The sequence below is a fragment of the Nocardioides epinepheli genome, from assembly GCF_037936805.1.
Lineage (GTDB): Bacteria > Actinomycetota > Actinomycetes > Propionibacteriales > Nocardioidaceae > Nocardioides.
The window spans coordinates 166210-182986 of record NZ_JBBMMC010000010.1 but is presented as its reverse complement, the minus strand read 5'-3'; the positions used below and the strand labels follow the sequence as shown (position 1 = coordinate 182986).

Below are 16777 nucleotides of genomic sequence, written 5' to 3'. Positions count from 1 at the left end.
CTCCTCGGGGTTGCCTGACGGAAGGGCGCCCCCAGCCAAACACACCAACGAGGGTCGTTGGTCACCCCTCCGGATGGTCCTGAAGCCCTCCGGTCGTGAGCCGGATCACGATCAGGAGCGGGTCAGGTGCGCCAGGAGGTCCTGGCGGGTGAGGACGCCGACGGGCTTGCCGTCCTCGTGCACCAGCACCGCGTCGGCGGCCTCGAGCAGGGCGACCGCGGCGGCGGCGTCCTCACCCGAGCCGATCGTCGGGAGCGGCGGTGACATGTGCTGCTCCACCGGGTCGGTGAGACTCGCCTTGCCGGCGAACAGCGCGTCCAGCAAGGCCCGTTCGGAGACCGAGCCGGCCACCTCGGCCGCCACGATCGGCGGCTCGGCCCGCACGACCGGCATCTGCGAGACGGCGTACTCCTGGAGGATCGCGACCGCCTCGGCGACCGTCTCGCTCGGGTGGGTGTGCACGAGCTCGGGCAGCTCACCGGACTTGCGGCGCAGCACCTCCCCCACCGTCTGGGTCGGCGCCTCGTTGCCGCTGGAGAAGCCGTACTGCGCCAGCCACTCGTCGTTGAAGATCTTGGTGAGGTAGCCGCGGCCGGAGTCCGGGAGGACGACGACGATGACGGCGTCCTTGCCCTCCGGGGTGCCGGCGAGCTCCTGGGCGAGCGTGCGGGCGGCGTGGGCGGCCATGCCGCACGAGCCACCGACCAGCAGCGCCTCCTCCCGGGCCAGCCTGCGGGTGAAGGCGAAGGAGTCGGCGTCGCTGACCTCGATGACGCGGTCGGCGATGTCGCGGTCGTAGGTGTCGGGCCAGAAGTCCTCGCCGACGCCTTCGACGAGGTAGGGGCGGCCGGTGCCGCCGGAGTAGACCGAGCCGGCGGGGTCCGCGCCGATGACCTGGAGGTCGGTGCCCGCCTGCGCCGCGCGCTCCTTCAGGTAGCGACCGGTACCGCTGATGGTGCCGCCGGTGCCCATGCCCGCGACGAAGTGGGTGATCTTGCCGTCGGTCTGCTCCCAGATCTCCGGACCGGTGGTCTCGTAGTGCGACCGCGGGTTGTGGGGGTTGGAGTACTGGTCGGGCTTCCACGCGCCCGGCTGGGAGGCGAGCCGGTCGGAGACGTTGTAGTAGGAGTCGGGATGCTCGGGCGGCACCGCCGTGGGGCACACCACGACCTCTGCGCCGTAGGCGCGCAGCACGTTGCGCTTGTCCTCACTGACCTTGTCGGGGCACACGAAGATGCACTTGTAGCCCTTCTGCTGGGCGACCATGGCCAGCCCGACGCCGGTGTTGCCCGAGGTCGGCTCGACGATGGTGCCGCCGGGCTGGAGCGCACCGGATTCCTCCGCCGCCTCGATCATCCGGGTGGCGATCCGGTCCTTGATCGAGCCGCCCGGGTTGAGGTACTCGACCTTGGCCAGGACGAGGGGTGCGTCGTCACCCTCGGGCAGGTCGAGGACCCGCGAGAGGCGGACCAGCGGGGTGTTGCCGATGAGGTCGAGGACCGAGTTCGCGTACTCCACGCCCTCAAACTAGATCGCTACCGGTGAGTAGGTAGGATCGGGGCGTGGGAAAGGCTGGAGCGGCACGCAAACTGGCCTCCGCCGCGGCGTACGGCGGAGGCGGCCTCTCCGTGCTCGGCGCCGGCCTGTTCGGCGTCCTCACGGCCGAGGCGAAGCTGGCGCGCCGGACGATCGGCGAGACCTCGCCGGACCCCGTGCCCGACGCCACCGGCTGGTACGGACGCGGCCGGCCGGGTCCCACGTTGAAGGTCGCGCTCTTCGGCGACTCCAGTGCCGCCGGCTATGGCGTCGACCGGGTCGAGGAGACGCCGGGCTCGCTCCTGGCCAGTGGCATCGCCGAGCAGGGCGACCGGCGCGTCTACCTGCGCGAGTTCTGCCGGGTGGGCGCCGTCACGGCCGAGCTCGGCGGTCAGATCGACCGGGCGCTGCCGATCGAGCCGCACCTGGCGGTGATCCTGATCGGCGCCAACGACGTCACGCACGTCACGATGCCCTCGCAGTCGGTGCGCCATCTGTCCGAGGGCGTGCGGCGGCTGCACGAGGCGGGAGTGGCCGTCGTCGTCGGCACCTGCCCAGACCTGGGGACGGTCAAGCCGATCGCGCCCCCGCTCAAGCAGGTCGCCCGCGCCTGGTCGCGGCGGCTGGCCGCCGCCCAGACCATCGCGGTCATCAAGGAGGGCGGCCGCACGGTCTCGCTCGGCTCGATCCTGGGGCCCGAGTTCGCCGCGGCCCCCGCCGTCCTGTTCGGTCCCGACCAGTTCCACCCCTCGGCCGCCGGCTACGAGGCGCTCGTGCGGATCCTGCTTCCCTCCGCGCTCGCCGGGCTGGGCCTCGCCCCCGACGACGAGGCCCGTCCCGAGCTGCATCGCGGCGAGCGGGTCCTGCCGGTCACCGAGGCCGCGATCCAGGCCGTGCGGGAACCCGGCACCGAGCTCGACGGCACCGACGTCGGCGGCGCCCGCGCCGGCGTCCGCGGGCTCTGGGTCGAGCTGCGCCACCGGCGCCGTCGACCGCGCACGCGCGGTGTGGCGCCCGAGGCCGAGCAGGGACCCGAGACGGATCCGGCTGCGGCCGCCGAGCCCGACGTGGAGCCGGCAGCCAGTCACGCCGAGAAGTAGGGAAAACCCCACCCCAGGTGGCGGTCTCGGCCCATCGAGACCGAGCCTGAGTCTTCCTAGCGTCGGTGACATGACGCACACACATCCCACGGCCGCCTCAGGACCACACGCACTCACCGTCTCGGGCCTCGTCCGCACCTATGGCACCGGCGCCGGCGCCGTCCGCGCGCTCGACGGCCTCCACCTCGACGTCCCTCGCGGGTCCTTCACCGCCGTGATGGGCCCCTCGGGCTCCGGCAAGTCCACCTTCCTGTCCTGCGCCGCGGGTCTAGACGTGCCCGACGAGGGCCGGGTGATCCTCGACGGCGACGACCTGACCGGTTGGTCCGAGCAGCGGCTCGCCGAGTTCCGTAGGGAGCACGTCGGCTTCGTCTTCCAGTCCTTCCACCTGCTGCCCTACCTCAGCGCCGAGCAGAACGTCGCGCTGCCGCTCCGGCTCGCCGGCCGCCGCGTCGACCGGACACACGTGCGGGACCTGCTCGCCCGGGTCGGTCTCGGCGAACGTCGGGACCACCTGCCGACCGCGCTCTCCGGGGGCCAGGAGCAACGGGTGGCGATCGCCCGGGCGCTGGTCACCCGGCCCGCCGTCGTGGTGGCCGACGAGCCGACCGGATCGCTCGACACCACGACCGCGCATGGCGTGCTCGAGCTGCTCCGCTCGTGCTGCGACGATCTCGGGCAGACGGTGGTGATGGTCACCCACGACCCCGTCGCCGCGTCGTACGCCGACGAGGTGGTCTTCCTCGTCGATGGCCGCGTCGCGGGCCGGATGCACTCCCCCACCGCCGATGCCGTCGCCGGCCAGCTGGCCCACCTCGACGACCTGGTCGGTGTGCGATGAGCGCGCGGACTGCGGGGCTGGCGCTGCGCTCGTTGCGGTACCGACCCACGGCGTCGGCCGCCACCTTCCTCGCCGTGCTGCTCGGCACGGCACTCACCGGCTCCTTCGCGGCTCTGGCTGCGACGGCCGGTGGCACCGGCGTCTCCGCCACGGACGCCGAGACCCTGATGATCATGGGCGCCGTCGTGGGCGGCTGGGGCACCTTGATCGTGCTCTTCTCCGTGGCCTCGACCGTGGGGATCACGGTGCGGCAGCGGGCGGTGGAGATCGGGCTGCTGCGCACGGTGGGGGCGAGCCCACGTCAGGCCCGGCGCCTGGTGCGCTTCGAGGCTCTGGCCGTGGCGCTGGTGGCTGCCATCGTGGGAGCGGGTCTCGCGACCATAGGAGGGAGAGCACTGCTCGCACTAGTGCGCGGTGGTCTCGTGTCGGAGTCGGTCTCCTATGCGGGAGGTTTCGCCCCGCTCGCCGCGGCGTTCGGTGTCGTCGTGGTCAGCGGTATCGCGGCCACTGCCGCCGGACGGCGCGCGACCCAGGGACCGGCCCGGTTCGTGGTCGCCGAGGCCCGCAGCGAGACCGTCCGTCTCGGACGGTGGCGTCGGATCGCCGCTGCCCTGCTGCTCGCCTACGGCGTCGGGACCGCCGTCGTCACCATCACGGTGAGCGCGCACTCGGACGACCCCTACGCACCGATGCAGACCTCGGGTGCCTCGGCGATCCTGGTCGGCCTCGGCCTGGCGCTGCTCGCGCCGCTCCTGCTGCGCTGGGGCGCCATGGTGACGCGGCCCCTGCTCGGACGTGGCGCCCCCGCACACCTGGGCTCGTGGAACGCACGGCGGCGATCACATCGGCTCGCCGGCGTCCTGGGACCCGTCATCGTGCTCGCTGCGGCGGCGATCGGCGTGCTCATGCTGGTGGGCATCGACGGGCGAACGCTCGCGGCGTCCTACGACCCGGCCGGCGCCCGCACGGTCACCCTCCTCAACAACGTGGTCGTCGGCATGATCGTGCTGTTCGCCGCGATCATGGTGGTCAACGCGATCGTCGCCGGGATCTCCGAGCGCGAGCCGGAGTTCGCCCGGCTCCGGCTCGCCGGCGCCACACCGGCGCAGATCCGGGCCACGGTGCGGGTCGAGGCGACCGTGGTCGGCGTCGTCGGCGTCGTCCTGGGCGCGCTCGCCTCGACCGCGACCGTGGTGCCCTTCGCCTGGGCACGCGGGGAGGGCGTCCTGCCCGACGCGCAGCTGTGGCTGCCCCCGGCGGTGGCCGTCGCGGTGCTCGTCCTCACCCTCGTGTCGTCGCGGGTCGCCGTCGACCGGGTCACGCACGCATCCGGGCGCTCGGTGCGAGCAGGTGCGCGGTGACAGACTCGGTCACCATGGGAGGGCTCGACCTGCTCGCGCCACTCGGCCCGACGCGGCCGAACGCACCGCTGACCCGCGAGACGGCGTTCGAGCGGCTCCGGCTCACCCTCCTCGGCGTGGGTCTCGGCCTGCTCGGCATCCCGGTCGCACTGGTGCTGGCGATCGGCTCGGTGCTGGCGGTGCCGCTGGCGCTCACGGTCGTCGGACTCGTGGTCGCGCTGGCCGTCGTGCCCGCGACGGCCGCGCTCGCCGGCCTGCATCGCCGGATCGCGGGAACCCTCCTGCGGGAGGAGGTCGTGGCCGGCTACGCCCCGGACACGCGCCGGTTGTGGGCCCGTCCCTTCAGGTGGGTGCGCGACCCGGCACGGTGGCGCGACGTCGGATTCCTCTGGTACTCCGCAACCGGCGGTTTCGTGCTGTCGATGCTCCCCCTCGCGCTGCTCACCGCGCCGCTGACCCACCTGGTCGCCGCGATCCTCGACGGGGGCGCGGTGTGGTGGCTCCTGGTGCTTCTGGACGGCCCGCTGCTGCTGGTGTGGTGGCTGGTCACCCCGACGCTGGTCCGGGCGCGAGTCACCGCCGACGCGACGATCCTCGGACACGGCGCCCGCGCGCGGGTCGAGCGCCTCGAACGGCGCGTGGCCGAGGTGACCAGCAGCCGCAGCGAGTCCCTCGACCACAACGCCGCCGAGGTGCGTCGGATCGAACGCGATCTTCACGACGGCGCCCAGGCCCGGATGACGGCGGTCGGCATGAACGTCGGCCTGGCCGAGAAGCTCATCGCCACCGATCCCGACGCCGCGGCAGCGATGCTGCGCGAGGTGCGCGAGACCACCCTGGCCGCGCTCGCCGACCTGCGCGCCGTGGTGCGGGGGATCCACCCACCGATGCTGGCCGACCTCGGACTCGCGGGCGGCATCGAGGCGCTGGCCGGCGCCGTCCCGCTGCCGGTCACCGTGTCGGTACACCTGCCGGGCGGCGATCCCCCCGCGCCGCTGGAGTCGGCGGTGTACTTCGCGGTGGCCGAGGCACTCACGAACGTCGTCAAGCACGCCTCGGCTACCCGCGCGTGGGTCACGGTGCGCCACGACGGCGAGCGGCTGCACGCACTGGTCGGGGACGACGGACGTGGCGGCGCGGCCGTGGCGTCTGGTCCGGATTCCACCGGACTGGCCGGGCTCGAGCGCCGACTGGCCGCCTTCGATGGGACGATGACGGTGTCCAGTCCCGTCGGGGGACCCACTGTCGTGACGTGGGAGGTGCCGTGCGCGTCGTCCTCGCTGAGGACCAGGCCCTCCTCCGGGTCGGACTGACCCGGATCCTCGCGGAGGCGGGCTTCGAGGTCGTCGCCTCGGTCGACAACGGTCCGTCACTCTCGCGCGCACTCGCCGCTCCCGAGGTCGAGGCGGCCGTCGTCGACGTCCGCCTCCCGCCGACGCACACCCACGAGGGGCTCAGCGCCGCGATCGAGGCCCGCACCCGGCGTCCAGGGCTCCCCGTTCTGGTGCTCAGCCAGTTCGTCGAGGCGCACTACGCCCGCCGGCTGCTGGCCGGCGGCGAGGGGGCGATCGGCTACCTGCTCAAGGACCGGGTCGCCGACGTCGACGGGTTCGTCGACTCCTTGCGCCGCGTGGCCGGCGGCGGCACGGTGCTCGACCCCGAGGTGGTCGCCGGCCTGGTGAGCGGGTCGGAGCGGGTCGAGCCGCTGGACCGGCTCACCGCACGGGAGCGGGAGGTCCTGACGCTCATGGCCGAGGGCCGCTCCAACGCCGCCATCGCCGCGCGGCTGTTCCTGTCCGAGAAGGCCGTGGGCAAGCACACGACGAGCATCTTCGCCAAGCTCGACCTGCCGCCCGCCGGCGACGACAACCGCCGCGTGCTCGCCGTCCTGACCTGGCTGGACGGGCGGGGCTGAGCGGCCCTGAAAAAAGATCCGCGACCCCGGAGCCGGGCTACGGGGTCGCGGGTGAGGCTGGGTCAGTCCTGGCTGAAGAAGGCCAGGATGCGCAGCAGGTTGGTGTAGATCCAGACCAGGCTGACGGTCATCGCGAACGCCGCGCGCCACGACTCCCGCTCGTGGATCTGGTTGCGGATGCCCTGCTCGACGAAGTCGAAGTCCATGACGAGCATGAACACACCGAGCACCAGGCCGATGACGGCGGTGACCATGCCGAGGCCGCTGACCCCGAACAGGCCGATCTGGGCACCGAAAATGCCCAGCACGAGCTCCATCAGGCTGAGCCCGATCATGCCGAACACGGCGGCCATCACGAACATCTTGAACTTCTGGCCGACCTGGATGTTGAAGAACTTGTAGGCGGCCAGGGTGCCGGCGAAGGCGGCGAAGGTGCCGATGACGGCACCGGAGACGACGCCGTCGCCGAACTGGGCGTCGAAGGCCTTGCTGATCGCACCGAGCGCGACACCCTCGAACGCCGCGAAGGCGATCACGAGAGCGGGGCTGATCACGCGCTTGAACGAGTTGACCATCGACAGCGCGAACGCGCCGAGGGCACCGATCGTCGCAGCGCCGTACAGCGCGCCGAGGTTCGGGCTGAAAGCGTCGATGTCGGGGGTGAGGATCCAGGTGGCCAGCGCGGTGAGGATCACCACGCCGAGGGTCATCGCGGTCTTCTGGACGACCGTGTCGATCGTCATCAGCCCGCCGCCGGTGGCGGGCGTCCCCTGCCGGACGTCGTCGTAGCCGAACGCGCCCCCGGTGGGGCCGGTCTGCCAGTTCGCGGGCGACTGCTGGCCGTACTGGGCGTAGGTCTGCTGTCCGCCACCCCGGTTGAACTCCTCGGAGCGACGGAACACCGGGTTGTTGCTCTGCATTGGTCTCCTCCCTGGAGGCCTGGTGACCGTCGCTCTGACGGCTCACCCGTGGTTCTTCGCCGCCAGTCTAGACGGCTCGTCACCTACTCGAACGCGTGAACCACCTCAGATAGTTCCGTTCGCAGCAGGTCTCAGGAGGTCTTCAGGGAGTCCGCGGGACGCCGCACGGCACGCACGACGGTGTCGGTGACCTCGATCTCACGTCCGTCGTGGACGACGCTCCTGGTCGGTGTGGCGGCCGTCACCACCTCCCAGCCCTCGGGGTCCAGCAGCGCGACCACGGCCTCGGGCGTGAACAGCAGAGCGGTCAGGTCGGCATTGCGCAGGCCGGTGTGCTCGTCGTCGGGGTGGTGGGCGAGGACGACGAGCGAGCCACCCGGGGCGACGGCGTCGGCCAGTGCGCCGTAGACGGTCTCGAAGTCGTCGGGGGGTACGTGGACGAACGCCGCCGACACGAGGTCGAACCCGCCCGGGAGGGGATCGCCGGCGAACACGTCGGCGCGCAGCCACGACGTCTGCTCCCCCACGCCGGCCTCGGCCGCGTGCTCGGCGGCCCGCTCGAGCGCGACCCCCGACACGTCGACGCCGGTCACCGTCCAGCCGTGGGTGGCCAGCCACACGGCGTCGGCGCCCTCCCCACAGCCGACGTCCATCGCGGTGCCGGGCGCGAGGCTCGCGACCTGCTCGACGAACTGCCCGTTCGGCTCGCCCGACCAGATCCGGTGGGAGGTGGCGTAGCGCTCGTCCCAGAACTCACGGGTGAACATGTCTCGCAGATCGCTCATGGACCCACGATGGCACTTCCGCTCCGTGTGACCGGAGAGGGTCTGCGAAGATCGCTGCCCGTGCCCACTCCCCTCCCGCCCGAGCTCGTCGTGGCCGAGGCCGATGCCGCCTTGGACCAGCGCCTCTCCGACGAGCTCGACCGGTTCAACCTCGCCGCCCTACCCGGACCGGAGGCCGTGGAGCTGACCGTCCGCGCGGACGACGGTGCGGGTGAGCTGTGCGGCGGCGTGAGCGGGTGGACGTGGCACGAGGCCGCCGGGATCGGCATGACGTGGGTGCGGGAGGACCAGCGCGGCTCGGGTCTGGGCGCCCTGCTGCTGGCCCGATTCGAGCAGGCGGCCGCCGAGCGCGGTGCCCGACGGGTCTTCGTGACGTCGTTCACCTTCCAGGCGCCGGGCTTCTACGAGCGGCACGGCTACCGGGAGATCTTCCGGTGGGAGGGCGTGCCCGTGGCGGGCACCGACGACGTGCACTTCCGCAAAGACCTGTGACGACGGCCCGGCATGTTACTGACCGTTCTTACCTCTAGCATGCGCTTGCAAGAGCAGGTCAGAGGTGACAACGGTCAGTAACATGCCGCCGGCGCTCGCCCTCCCCGTGAGGGGAAAGGCGACGAGGCGCAGGTGCCCCCGCTGGGACTCGAACCCAGACTGGGCCGCTTTTAAGGCGGCTTCCTCTGCCGATTGGGATACGGGGGCCTCGACTACGGCTCGATCATCGCAGCCGCGCGGCCCAGGACGTCGTCGAGCATCGGCTCGGTGAGGCGGCCGGTGAAGGTGTTCTGCTGGCTGGGGTGATAGCTGCCGAGCAGCAGCACGTCGCCGTGCGGACCGCCGAGGATCGCCTCGGCGCCGTGGCCGAACCTCGGCTTCGGCTTCGGAACCGTCCAGCCGGCGCGACGGGCGGCGCGCAGGGCGGCGTCCCAGCCGATCGCCCCGAGCGCCACGATCACCTGCACCGACGGGGAGACCAGGCGCAGCTCGTCGTCGAGCCAGGGTGCGCAGTTCTCCTTCTCCTCGGTGCTGGGCTTGTTGTCCGGCGGGGCGCAGCGCACCGCGGAGAGGATGCGGGCGCCGATGAGCTCGAGCCCGTCGTCGAGACCGGTGCTGGTGGGCTGGGAGGCGAGCCCGACCCGGTGCATCGAGGCGTAGAGCCAGTCGCCGGAGCGGTCGCCGGTGAACATCCGGCCGGTGCGGTTGGCGCCATGGGCGGCCGGCGCGAGGCCGACGATCAGCAGCCCGGGCTCGGTCGAGCCGAAGCCGGGCACCGGCCTGCCCCAGTAGGTCTCCTCGGCGAACGCGGCGCGCTTCTCGCGGGCGACCTTCTCCCGCCACGCCACCAGCCGCGGGCAGCGTCGGCAGTCGACGATGCCGGCGTCGAGCTCGGCGATCGTGGTGGGGCGGCTCATCGGGCCAGCGACCAGGCGATGCCGTCGAGGATGTCGGACTCCGAGACGAGCATCGAGGCCGCGCCGCTGCGCGCGAGCACCCGGTCGACGATCAGCGCGCCGGCGTCGATGACGTCGGCGCGGCCCGGGTGCAGCCACGGGAGGGCGAGGCGCTCTGCCCGCGGCATCGCGACCAGCCTCATCGTGAGGTCGTGGACGTCGGAGGCACCTAGGACGGACTGGTCGATCGCCTCGCGGTCGTAGGCCGGGAGGTCGAGCACGCCCGCGACCAGCGTGGTCACGGTGCCCGCGACGCCGACGACGGTGCCGGCCCCGGTGGGATCGACCGGGCAGGCGTCCAGGGCGGCGTCGATGTCGGCGACCACCGCGGCGACCTGCTCGGGGGTGGGCGGGTCGTCGGCGACATGCCGCTCGTGCAGTCGCACGGACCCGATCTGCATCGAGTGGGCGGCTCGCACACCGCCCCGGTCGGGTGCGTCGCCCAGGACCAGCTCGGTGGAGCCGCCGCCGACGTCGAGGACCAGCACCGGCCAGTCCGGCGTCGTCCGGAGGCCGCGGACCGCGCCCGCGAACGCCAGCGCCGCCTCGGCCTCGCCGCCGATCACCTCCGGCTCGACACCGAGCCGCTCGCGCACGCCGTGGCGGAAGACCTCGGCGTTGGCGGCGTCGCGGGTGGCCGAGGTGGCACAGAACCGGACCCGCTCGGCGCCGAACTCGCCGATCAGGGCGGCGTACTCGTCCACCGCCGCGAAGGTGCGTGCCAAGGCCTGCTCGGCGAGCCGGCCGGTGCGGTCGACGTCCTGGCCCAGGCGGACCATCCGGGCCTCCCGCACCAGGTCGTGCGGCTGCTCGCCGCCCGAGCGGATCAGCAGCTTGATCGTGTTGGTGCCGCAGTCGATCGCGGCCACCGCGGCTGGTCGGGAGGGGGTCACCAAGCGTCCTCTGGAGATCGACTGCGGCCGGCCGTCGGGGGTGAGTCGAGGGTGGGTCGCGGGGATAGTTTGAGGCGTTATCAACCTCATCGGGGCCCAATCAGGTTGATTACGCCTCAAACTATCCCGGCTCGGCGTCCGTAACGACGACGCAGGGGCCGGAGGCCCACCACTCGCCGAGGCGTTCGAGGACCTCGTCGCCCAGGGGGTTGACGCCGGGGCCGGCGGCGAGGGCGTGGGCGGCCAGGACGTGGAGGCACTTGACGCGGTCGGGCATGCCGCCGGCGGAGACGCCCTCGATCTCCGGCACGTCGCCGAGGGTGGCTCGGAAGGCGAGGTAGGCCTCGTGGGCGCGACGGTAGGCCTCGGCGAGCTCGGGGTCCTCGGCCAGGCGCGCCTGCATCTGCTTCATCACCCCGCCGCCCTCCAGCGTTCCGATCAGCGAGGCCGCGCGCGGGCAGGTGAGGTAGAACGTCGTCGGGAACGGCGTGCCGTCGGGCAGCCGCGGCTCGGTGGTGACGACGTCGGGGTTGCCGCACGGGCACCGGTGCCCGACCGCGGCGACCGCGCGCGGCGGGCGACCGAGCTGCGCGTGCACCGCGCGCTCGTCGTCGGGATCGATCACGAGCCGTCCTCGCTGGGGGCGCCCTCGGGGTCCTCGACCCGCGTCAACGGCGGCGGGTCGGTCTTGCGCGGAGGGTGGCCGGCAACCTTCATCGACTCCCAGGCGCCGTCCCACCAGGCCTCCGGCTCGCTCGGGTCGATCGCGGCGGGATCGCCCAGCGAGCTGGAGACGTCGACCGGCTTGCCGTCGCGCAGCACGACGAAAGGCGACTCACCCGGCATCAGGTAGCCGAGCCCGCGCGCCTGCTGCTCGATGTAGGCCGGGTCGTCGAACTGGCGCTTCTCCCTCTCCAGGTCGGCGATCGCCGCCTCGCTGCTGGCGATGCGGTCCTGGACCTCGTTGAGGTGGTCGCGCTGCTGGAGGTAGGCGCGCAACGACGAGGCGTAGGAGACCGCCAGCACCGCCACGATCAGTACCAGGATCGCGGCACGGCTGGTCAGCCTCGGGCGCGGTCGCGCTTCGGGACGCCCGGATCCGGCCTTCGCAGTCTTCGCGGCCTTCCCCGGCTTCCCGGCCTTCGTCGACGTGGGGCGCGCCGGGCTCGCACTGGGCCGGGCCGGCCGGGTGCGACGCTCGGACCCAGGGCGCCGCGTCGTCCGGGGGCCGCGCGCGGGCGTGCGGCGACCAGAGGACGGCCCAGACTGCGACATGCCCGTCATCCTCCCCCGAACGAGCCGTCGATCAGCGGACGAAACGCGGGAAAGCCCAAGCTCCGGCGTAGCGTGCGGCGTCGCCGAGCTCCTCCTCGATGCGCAGCAGCTGGTTGTACTTGGCGACCCGCTCCGAGCGCGCCGGGGCACCGGTCTTGATCTGGCCGCAGTTGACCGCCACGGAGAGGTCGGCGATCGTCGTGTCCTCGGTCTCGCCGGAACGGTGGCTCATCATGCAGCGGAAGCCGTTGCGGTGGGCCAGCTCGACGGAGTCGAGGGTCTCGGTGAGCGAGCCGATCTGGTTGACCTTCACCAGCAGCGCATTGCCCTGGCCACCGTCGATGCCGCGCTGGAGCCGCTCGACATTGGTGACGAACAGGTCGTCGCCGACGATCTGGATCTTGTCGCCGAGCACGTCGGTCATCGCCTTCCAGCCGGCCCAGTCCTCCTCGTTGAGGGGGTCCTCGATGGAGACGATCGGGTAGGCGTCACAGAGCTCGGCGTAGTAGGCGATCATCTCGGCGTCGGAGAGCATCCCGCCCTCGAAGGCGTAGGCGCCGTCCTTGTGAAACTCGCTGGCCGCGACGTCCATCGCGAGCGCGATGTCGGTGCCGAGACCGAGACCGGCCGCCTCGATCGCCTCGGCGATCAGGTCGAGGGCCGCGCGGTTGGAGTCGAGGTTGGGCGCGAAGCCGCCCTCGTCGCCGAGGCCGGTGGCCAGGCCCTTCTTCTTCAGCACCGACTTGAGGGCGTGGTAGAGTTCGGTGCCCTGCCGCAGGGCGTCGCGGAACGTCGGCGCACCGATCGGCGCGATCATGAACTCCTGGACGTCGACGTTGGAGTCGGCGTGCGAGCCTCCGTTGAGGATGTTCATCATCGGCACCGGCAGGACGTGGGCGTTCGGTCCGCCCACGTAGCGGTAGAGCGAGAGTCCCGAGGAGTCGGCGGCGGCGCGGGCCACGGCCAGCGAGACGCCGAGGATCGCGTTGGCGCCGAGGTTGGCCTTGTTGGGGGTCCCGTCCAGATCGAGCATGGTCTGGTCGATGAGCCGCTGGTCGTCGACGGGCATGCCCTCGATGGCCGGGGCGATCTTGGTGATGACGGCGTCGACGGCCTGCAGGACGCCCTTGCCGAGGTAGCGGTCGCCGCCGTCGCGCAGCTCGACCGCCTCGAACGCTCCGGTGGACGCGCCGCTGGGCACCGCGGCCCGGGCGAACGCGCCGTCGTCGAGGGCGACCTCGACCTCGACGGTGGGGTTGCCGCGCGAGTCGAGGATCTCGCGTGCTCCGACGGCTTCGATGGCTGCCACGTGATTGCTCCTGTGCCGATGAGGGTGCCGATAGGACGAGTCCGGCCAGCGTATCGGCCACGGGCCTCGACCCGAGGGTCCGGCCAAGGGATAGCCCGCTAACGAGATGGCGGAGTGCTCGGCACCGTGGCGTCGGGCCTCCGGCCCGATCCGCACCAGTCCCCCACCTTCGAGGAGAGCGAACCCATGCAGCACCTTCGACGTCCCCGCACCCTTCTGGCCGCCGTCGCGGTCGTCGCCGCCGGACTCGGCGCCGGCGTCGTCCCGACGGCGTCCGGCGCGGAGGGAGGTGCGACGGGCTCCGACGACTCGGTGAAGGAGGACGCGCCACCGACGTTCGAGGAGTTCGCCGCCGCGACCCATCGCGACGATCTCGGCCTCTACATCGTCAACGGCGACGAGGCCCTCTCGGACCGCGCCGAGCTGCGCGCCTACTACGACCGGATGATGGCCGACTCCGGCAAGGGCGACGGCTCGACCAGCCTGATCGTGAACCAGGGCCCCTCCGGCGACGACCTGTGGAGCTCGAGCCAGGCCGGCAACCTCACCTACTGCATCAGCGACGAGTTCGGCACCGACAAGGCCACCGTCGCCGCGGCGATGGAGGAAGGCGCCGCGATGTGGGAGGCCGAGGCGTCCAGCATCGACTTCGTCTACGACGAGACCGCCGACGCCGACTGCACCACGAGCAACGATGCCGTGCTGTTCCCGGTCGAGCCCACCGACGACACCTCGTTCATCGCCCGCGCGTTCTTCCCGAGCTCCCCGGACTCGGAGATGAACGTGCTGGTCAACGCCGAGTCCCTGGTGTCGTCCGGCTGGGCCCCGTCCAACATCATGGCCCACGAGCTCGGGCACACGCTGGGCTTCCGCCACGAGCACACCCGCCCGGAGTCCGGCACCTGCTTCGAGGACAACAACTGGCGTCCCCTGACGCCGTACGACTCGGTCTCGATCATGCACTACCCGCAGTGCAACGGCGGCTCGGACGACCTGACCTTCTCCGCGCTCGACGCCGAGGGCGTGAAGTCGGTCTACTGAGACGAAGCCACGCCAGCTCGGAGGTTGAGCAAGCCGACGACACCCCGCGACCGCCCTGAGGAACCTTGGCAGGCACGGTTGCCGGGGTTTCGTCGGCGCTCGACCTCCGGCCGCGAGGCGACTCCTCGGAGGTTGAGCAAGCCGACGAGTGAGGAACGAACTCGTCGGCGCCGACGAAACCTCGGGACCGACCCTGCCAACTCTGGCAGGCACGGTTGCCGGGGTTTCGTCGGCGCTCGCTGACGCTCGCTTGCTCAACCTCCGGCTGGGCCGATCCGGAGTGGCCGGGTGTTCGTCAGCGCTCCTCGGCGCTTGCTTCTCAGCCTGCGGGGACGTCGGTGACGGCGACGCGACGGCGTTCGAGCTGAGCCGGGTCGATCTCGACGCCGGTGCCGGGACCGGTCGGGACGTCCACGTAACCGTCGTGCATCAGGATCGGCTCGGTGAGGATGTCCTCCTCGTAGAAGCGGTCCGAGCCGGAGATGTCGCCGGGCAGGGTGAAGCCCGGAAGGGCGGCCAGGCCGGCGTTCGCCGCACGTCCGACGCCGGTCTCGACCATCCCCCCGCACCAGACCGGGATGCCGTGGGCGCGGGCGACGTCGTGGATCCGGCGCGCCTCGAGGTAGCCGCCGACCCGGCCCGGCTTGACGTTGATCACCGACGTGGCGCCGAGCATGATCGCGTCGGCGGCGGCCTCGGCCGACACGATCGACTCATCGAGACAGATCGGCGTGGAGAGCTGGCTCGCCAGGACGGCGTGCTGGCGCAGGTCGGCCTCGCCGAGCGGCTGCTCGATGAGCAGCAGTCCGAACTCGTCGAGCCGGCGCAGGTGGTTGGCGTCGGCCAGCGTGTAGGCGGCGTTGGCATCGACCTGGAGCAGCAGGTCGTCGCCGAACGCGCGCCGGACGGCGGCCACCGGCTCGAGGTCGGCGCCCGGCTTGATCTTCAGCTTGATCCGCCGGTAGCCGTCGTCGAGGTAGCCGCCCACCGTGCGCACCATCGCCTCGGCGTCCTCCTGGATCCCGACCGAGACCCCCGACGGCACCCGGTCGACGACGCCGCCGAGGTGCGCGGACCAGGAGGTGTCGCGCCAGCGGAGCTGTGCGTCGAGCACCGCCATCTCCAGCGCGGCCTTGGCCATCGGATGCCCGACGATGTGCCGGAGCAGATGCGCGACCGTCTCGGCCGTGAGGTCGTCGCCCGCGGCGTAGAGCGCGGGAGCCAGCCACCGGCGGGTGACGTCGACGGCGGCGGTGAGGAACTCCGAGGAGTACAGTGGATCGGGCGAGGCGACGCATTCACCCCAGCCGGTCGCCGACCCGTCCGGGGTCGCCAGCGTCGCCTCGACCAGATAGGTCTCCTTGACCGTCTCGGTCCCGAACGACGTCGTGAACGGCGTCACCAACGGGATCTCCACGTGGTGCAGGCGCAGGCCGGTGAGCCTCATCGGTCGTCCTCTCGTGCGAAGCGGTAATGGCCGGAGTCGAACCCGTTGACGCGCCAGCCGTCGGCGGCCAGGTCGTCGAACGCCGCGCGGGTGGCGGTGCGCCAGCGTCGCGCGAGATCGGGGTCGGTGCGACGCAGGCCCTCGACGTCGTCGGGCAGCGCGACCGAGGCGACCCGGTCGCTCGGCCGGGGCGCGACCCACTCCCCCGGCGCATCGCCGGCGCGCCCCAGCCCGGCCGCGGAGTCGACGGCGTCGGGCTCGTGCGGACCCGGCAGCGGCGCGGTGAGGTCCCAGGCGATGACGATCCGGTCGGTCGCCTGGCCGGCGTTGAGCCCGTCGGTGAGCACGCCGTAGTGGTCGGGGTGGTAGGCCACCGCCCGCGCACCGAGCTTGGCCAGGTTGAAGTAGGCGTTGCGCGCGATGAGCGGGTCGAAGGTCCACGTCATCGTGGTCACCCCGCGGTCCAGGCACCAGGCCCGCTGGTGGAGCTTGACGGCCAGGCCGAGACCCCGCGCGGTGAGGCCGGGCACGATGCCGACGATGTGGGAGTGCATGCTCTCGGCGGCCGGCGGCCCGAAGAAGGCGAGACCGCCGCCGATGACGCGCTCGTCCTGGAGTGCAGCGACGACGTAGTTGCCGCTGGCTGCCAGCGCTACGGCGGTCGAGAGGTCGATCACCGGCTCGCGCGGGTCGGCGTCCCACGTGAGGTTGAAGGCCTCGATCAGCGCGCCCGCGGAGTCGGCGTCGAGGCAGGGCTCGAAGACGACGTCGGCGCGCGTCGCGGCCGCGCGGGCCTCCTCCCACGCCGTGGACGCGGACTCCCCGGAAAGCATCGGGCCACAGTAGCCGCGCAGTCGCTCGGAGCAAGCCCGGTCAAGCGGCACCCGGACGGCGGTGGTCATGATG

The 16777-nt window shown here is 72.2% G+C and carries 17 protein-coding genes and 1 tRNA gene; 7 read left to right on the top strand and 11 right to left on the bottom strand.

Annotated features, from left to right (window positions below):
- Nucleotides 1-111: 111 nt before the first annotated feature.
- Complete coding sequence (locus WMR31_RS15110; protein ID WP_340539683.1) at nt 112-1518, bottom strand: cystathionine beta-synthase; 1407 nt, start codon at nt 1516-1518, stop codon at nt 112-114.
- A 44-nt stretch (nt 1519-1562) separates the two neighbouring features.
- On the opposite strand from WMR31_RS15110, the gene WMR31_RS15105 reads away from it, so the two are divergent.
- The 5 genes from WMR31_RS15105 to WMR31_RS15085 all read left to right on the top strand — a co-directional run bounded on the left by WMR31_RS15105 (nt 1563) and on the right by WMR31_RS15085 (nt 6753).
- Nucleotides 1563-2636: an SGNH/GDSL hydrolase family protein gene (locus WMR31_RS15105; protein WP_340539682.1), complete on the top strand. Its 1074-nt coding sequence runs from the start codon at nt 1563-1565 to the stop codon at nt 2634-2636.
- A gap of 70 nt (nt 2637-2706) precedes the next feature.
- Nucleotides 2707-3477: an ABC transporter ATP-binding protein gene (locus WMR31_RS15100; protein WP_340539681.1), complete on the top strand. Its 771-nt coding sequence runs from the start codon at nt 2707-2709 to the stop codon at nt 3475-3477.
- Complete coding sequence (locus WMR31_RS15095) at nt 3474-4838, top strand: FtsX-like permease family protein (RefSeq protein WP_340539680.1); 1365 nt, start codon at nt 3474-3476, stop codon at nt 4836-4838. The genes WMR31_RS15100 and WMR31_RS15095 overlap by 4 nt, the downstream gene beginning before the upstream one ends.
- Nucleotides 4835-6151, top strand: coding sequence for a sensor histidine kinase (locus WMR31_RS15090; RefSeq protein WP_340539679.1), 1317 nt, complete (start codon nt 4835-4837; stop codon nt 6149-6151). Before WMR31_RS15095 ends, WMR31_RS15090 begins: the two co-directional genes overlap by 4 nt.
- Complete coding sequence (locus tag WMR31_RS15085) at nt 6103-6753, top strand: LuxR C-terminal-related transcriptional regulator (RefSeq protein WP_340539678.1); 651 nt, start codon at nt 6103-6105, stop codon at nt 6751-6753. The genes WMR31_RS15090 and WMR31_RS15085 overlap by 49 nt, the downstream gene beginning before the upstream one ends.
- A 62-nt stretch (nt 6754-6815) precedes the next feature.
- Here the strand turns inward: WMR31_RS15085 and WMR31_RS15080 are convergent, their stop codons facing one another.
- Entirely contained in the window at nt 6816-7673 is an 858-nt protein-coding gene (locus tag WMR31_RS15080; protein WP_340539677.1) for a Bax inhibitor-1/YccA family protein, read from the bottom strand.
- Between the two features lie 131 nt (nt 7674-7804).
- The gene (locus WMR31_RS15075) at nt 7805-8458 is read right to left on the bottom strand and encodes a class I SAM-dependent methyltransferase (protein WP_340539676.1); all 654 of its coding nucleotides are present in this window, start codon (nt 8456-8458) and stop codon (nt 7805-7807) included.
- 60 nt (nt 8459-8518) lie between these two features.
- Between WMR31_RS15075 and WMR31_RS15070 the strand changes: the two genes are divergently transcribed.
- Nucleotides 8519-8950 carry a GNAT family N-acetyltransferase gene (locus WMR31_RS15070; protein WP_340539675.1) on the top strand — a complete coding sequence of 144 codons (432 nt, stop codon included), beginning with the start codon at nt 8519-8521 and terminating at the stop codon, nt 8948-8950.
- Between the two features lie 133 nt (nt 8951-9083).
- Here the strand turns inward: WMR31_RS15070 and WMR31_RS15065 are convergent.
- The 6 genes from WMR31_RS15065 to eno all read right to left on the bottom strand — a co-directional run bounded on the left by WMR31_RS15065 (nt 9084) and on the right by eno (nt 13383).
- Nucleotides 9084-9157: transfer RNA gene (locus tag WMR31_RS15065), tRNA-Leu, on the bottom strand.
- Nucleotides 9158-9162: 5 nt separating this feature from the next.
- Nucleotides 9163-9867: a uracil-DNA glycosylase gene (locus WMR31_RS15060; protein WP_340539674.1), complete on the bottom strand. Its 705-nt coding sequence runs from the start codon at nt 9865-9867 to the stop codon at nt 9163-9165.
- On the bottom strand, nt 9864-10799 hold the full coding sequence (locus tag WMR31_RS15055; protein ID WP_340539673.1) for a Ppx/GppA phosphatase family protein: 936 nt from the start codon (nt 10797-10799) through the stop codon (nt 9864-9866). The genes WMR31_RS15060 and WMR31_RS15055 overlap by 4 nt, the downstream gene beginning before the upstream one ends.
- 121 nt (nt 10800-10920) lie before the next feature.
- Complete coding sequence (locus tag WMR31_RS15050; RefSeq protein ID WP_340539672.1) at nt 10921-11424, bottom strand: DUF501 domain-containing protein; 504 nt, start codon at nt 11422-11424, stop codon at nt 10921-10923.
- Nucleotides 11421-12074: a septum formation initiator family protein gene (locus WMR31_RS15045; protein ID WP_340539671.1), complete on the bottom strand. Its 654-nt coding sequence runs from the start codon at nt 12072-12074 to the stop codon at nt 11421-11423. Before WMR31_RS15045 ends, WMR31_RS15050 begins: the two co-directional genes overlap by 4 nt.
- A gap of 31 nt (nt 12075-12105) precedes the next feature.
- Nucleotides 12106-13383, bottom strand: coding sequence for a phosphopyruvate hydratase (gene eno / locus WMR31_RS15040; RefSeq protein ID WP_340539670.1), 1278 nt, complete (start codon nt 13381-13383; stop codon nt 12106-12108).
- Nucleotides 13384-13569: 186 nt separating this feature from the next.
- Here eno and WMR31_RS15035 point away from each other — a divergent pair, with 186 nt between their 5' ends.
- Nucleotides 13570-14424: a matrixin family metalloprotease gene (locus tag WMR31_RS15035; protein WP_340539669.1), complete on the top strand. Its 855-nt coding sequence runs from the start codon at nt 13570-13572 to the stop codon at nt 14422-14424.
- Nucleotides 14425-14743: 319 nt separating this feature from the next.
- Here WMR31_RS15035 and menC read toward each other — a convergent pair whose 3' ends face one another.
- Nucleotides 14744-15871 carry an o-succinylbenzoate synthase gene (gene menC, locus WMR31_RS15030; protein ID WP_340539668.1) on the bottom strand — a complete coding sequence of 376 codons (1128 nt, stop codon included), beginning with the start codon at nt 15869-15871 and terminating at the stop codon, nt 14744-14746.
- Entirely contained in the window at nt 15868-16773 is a 906-nt protein-coding gene (locus WMR31_RS15025; protein WP_340539667.1) for a hypothetical protein, read from the bottom strand. The genes menC and WMR31_RS15025 overlap by 4 nt, the downstream gene beginning before the upstream one ends.
- Between the last annotated feature and the right edge of the window lie 4 nt (nt 16774-16777).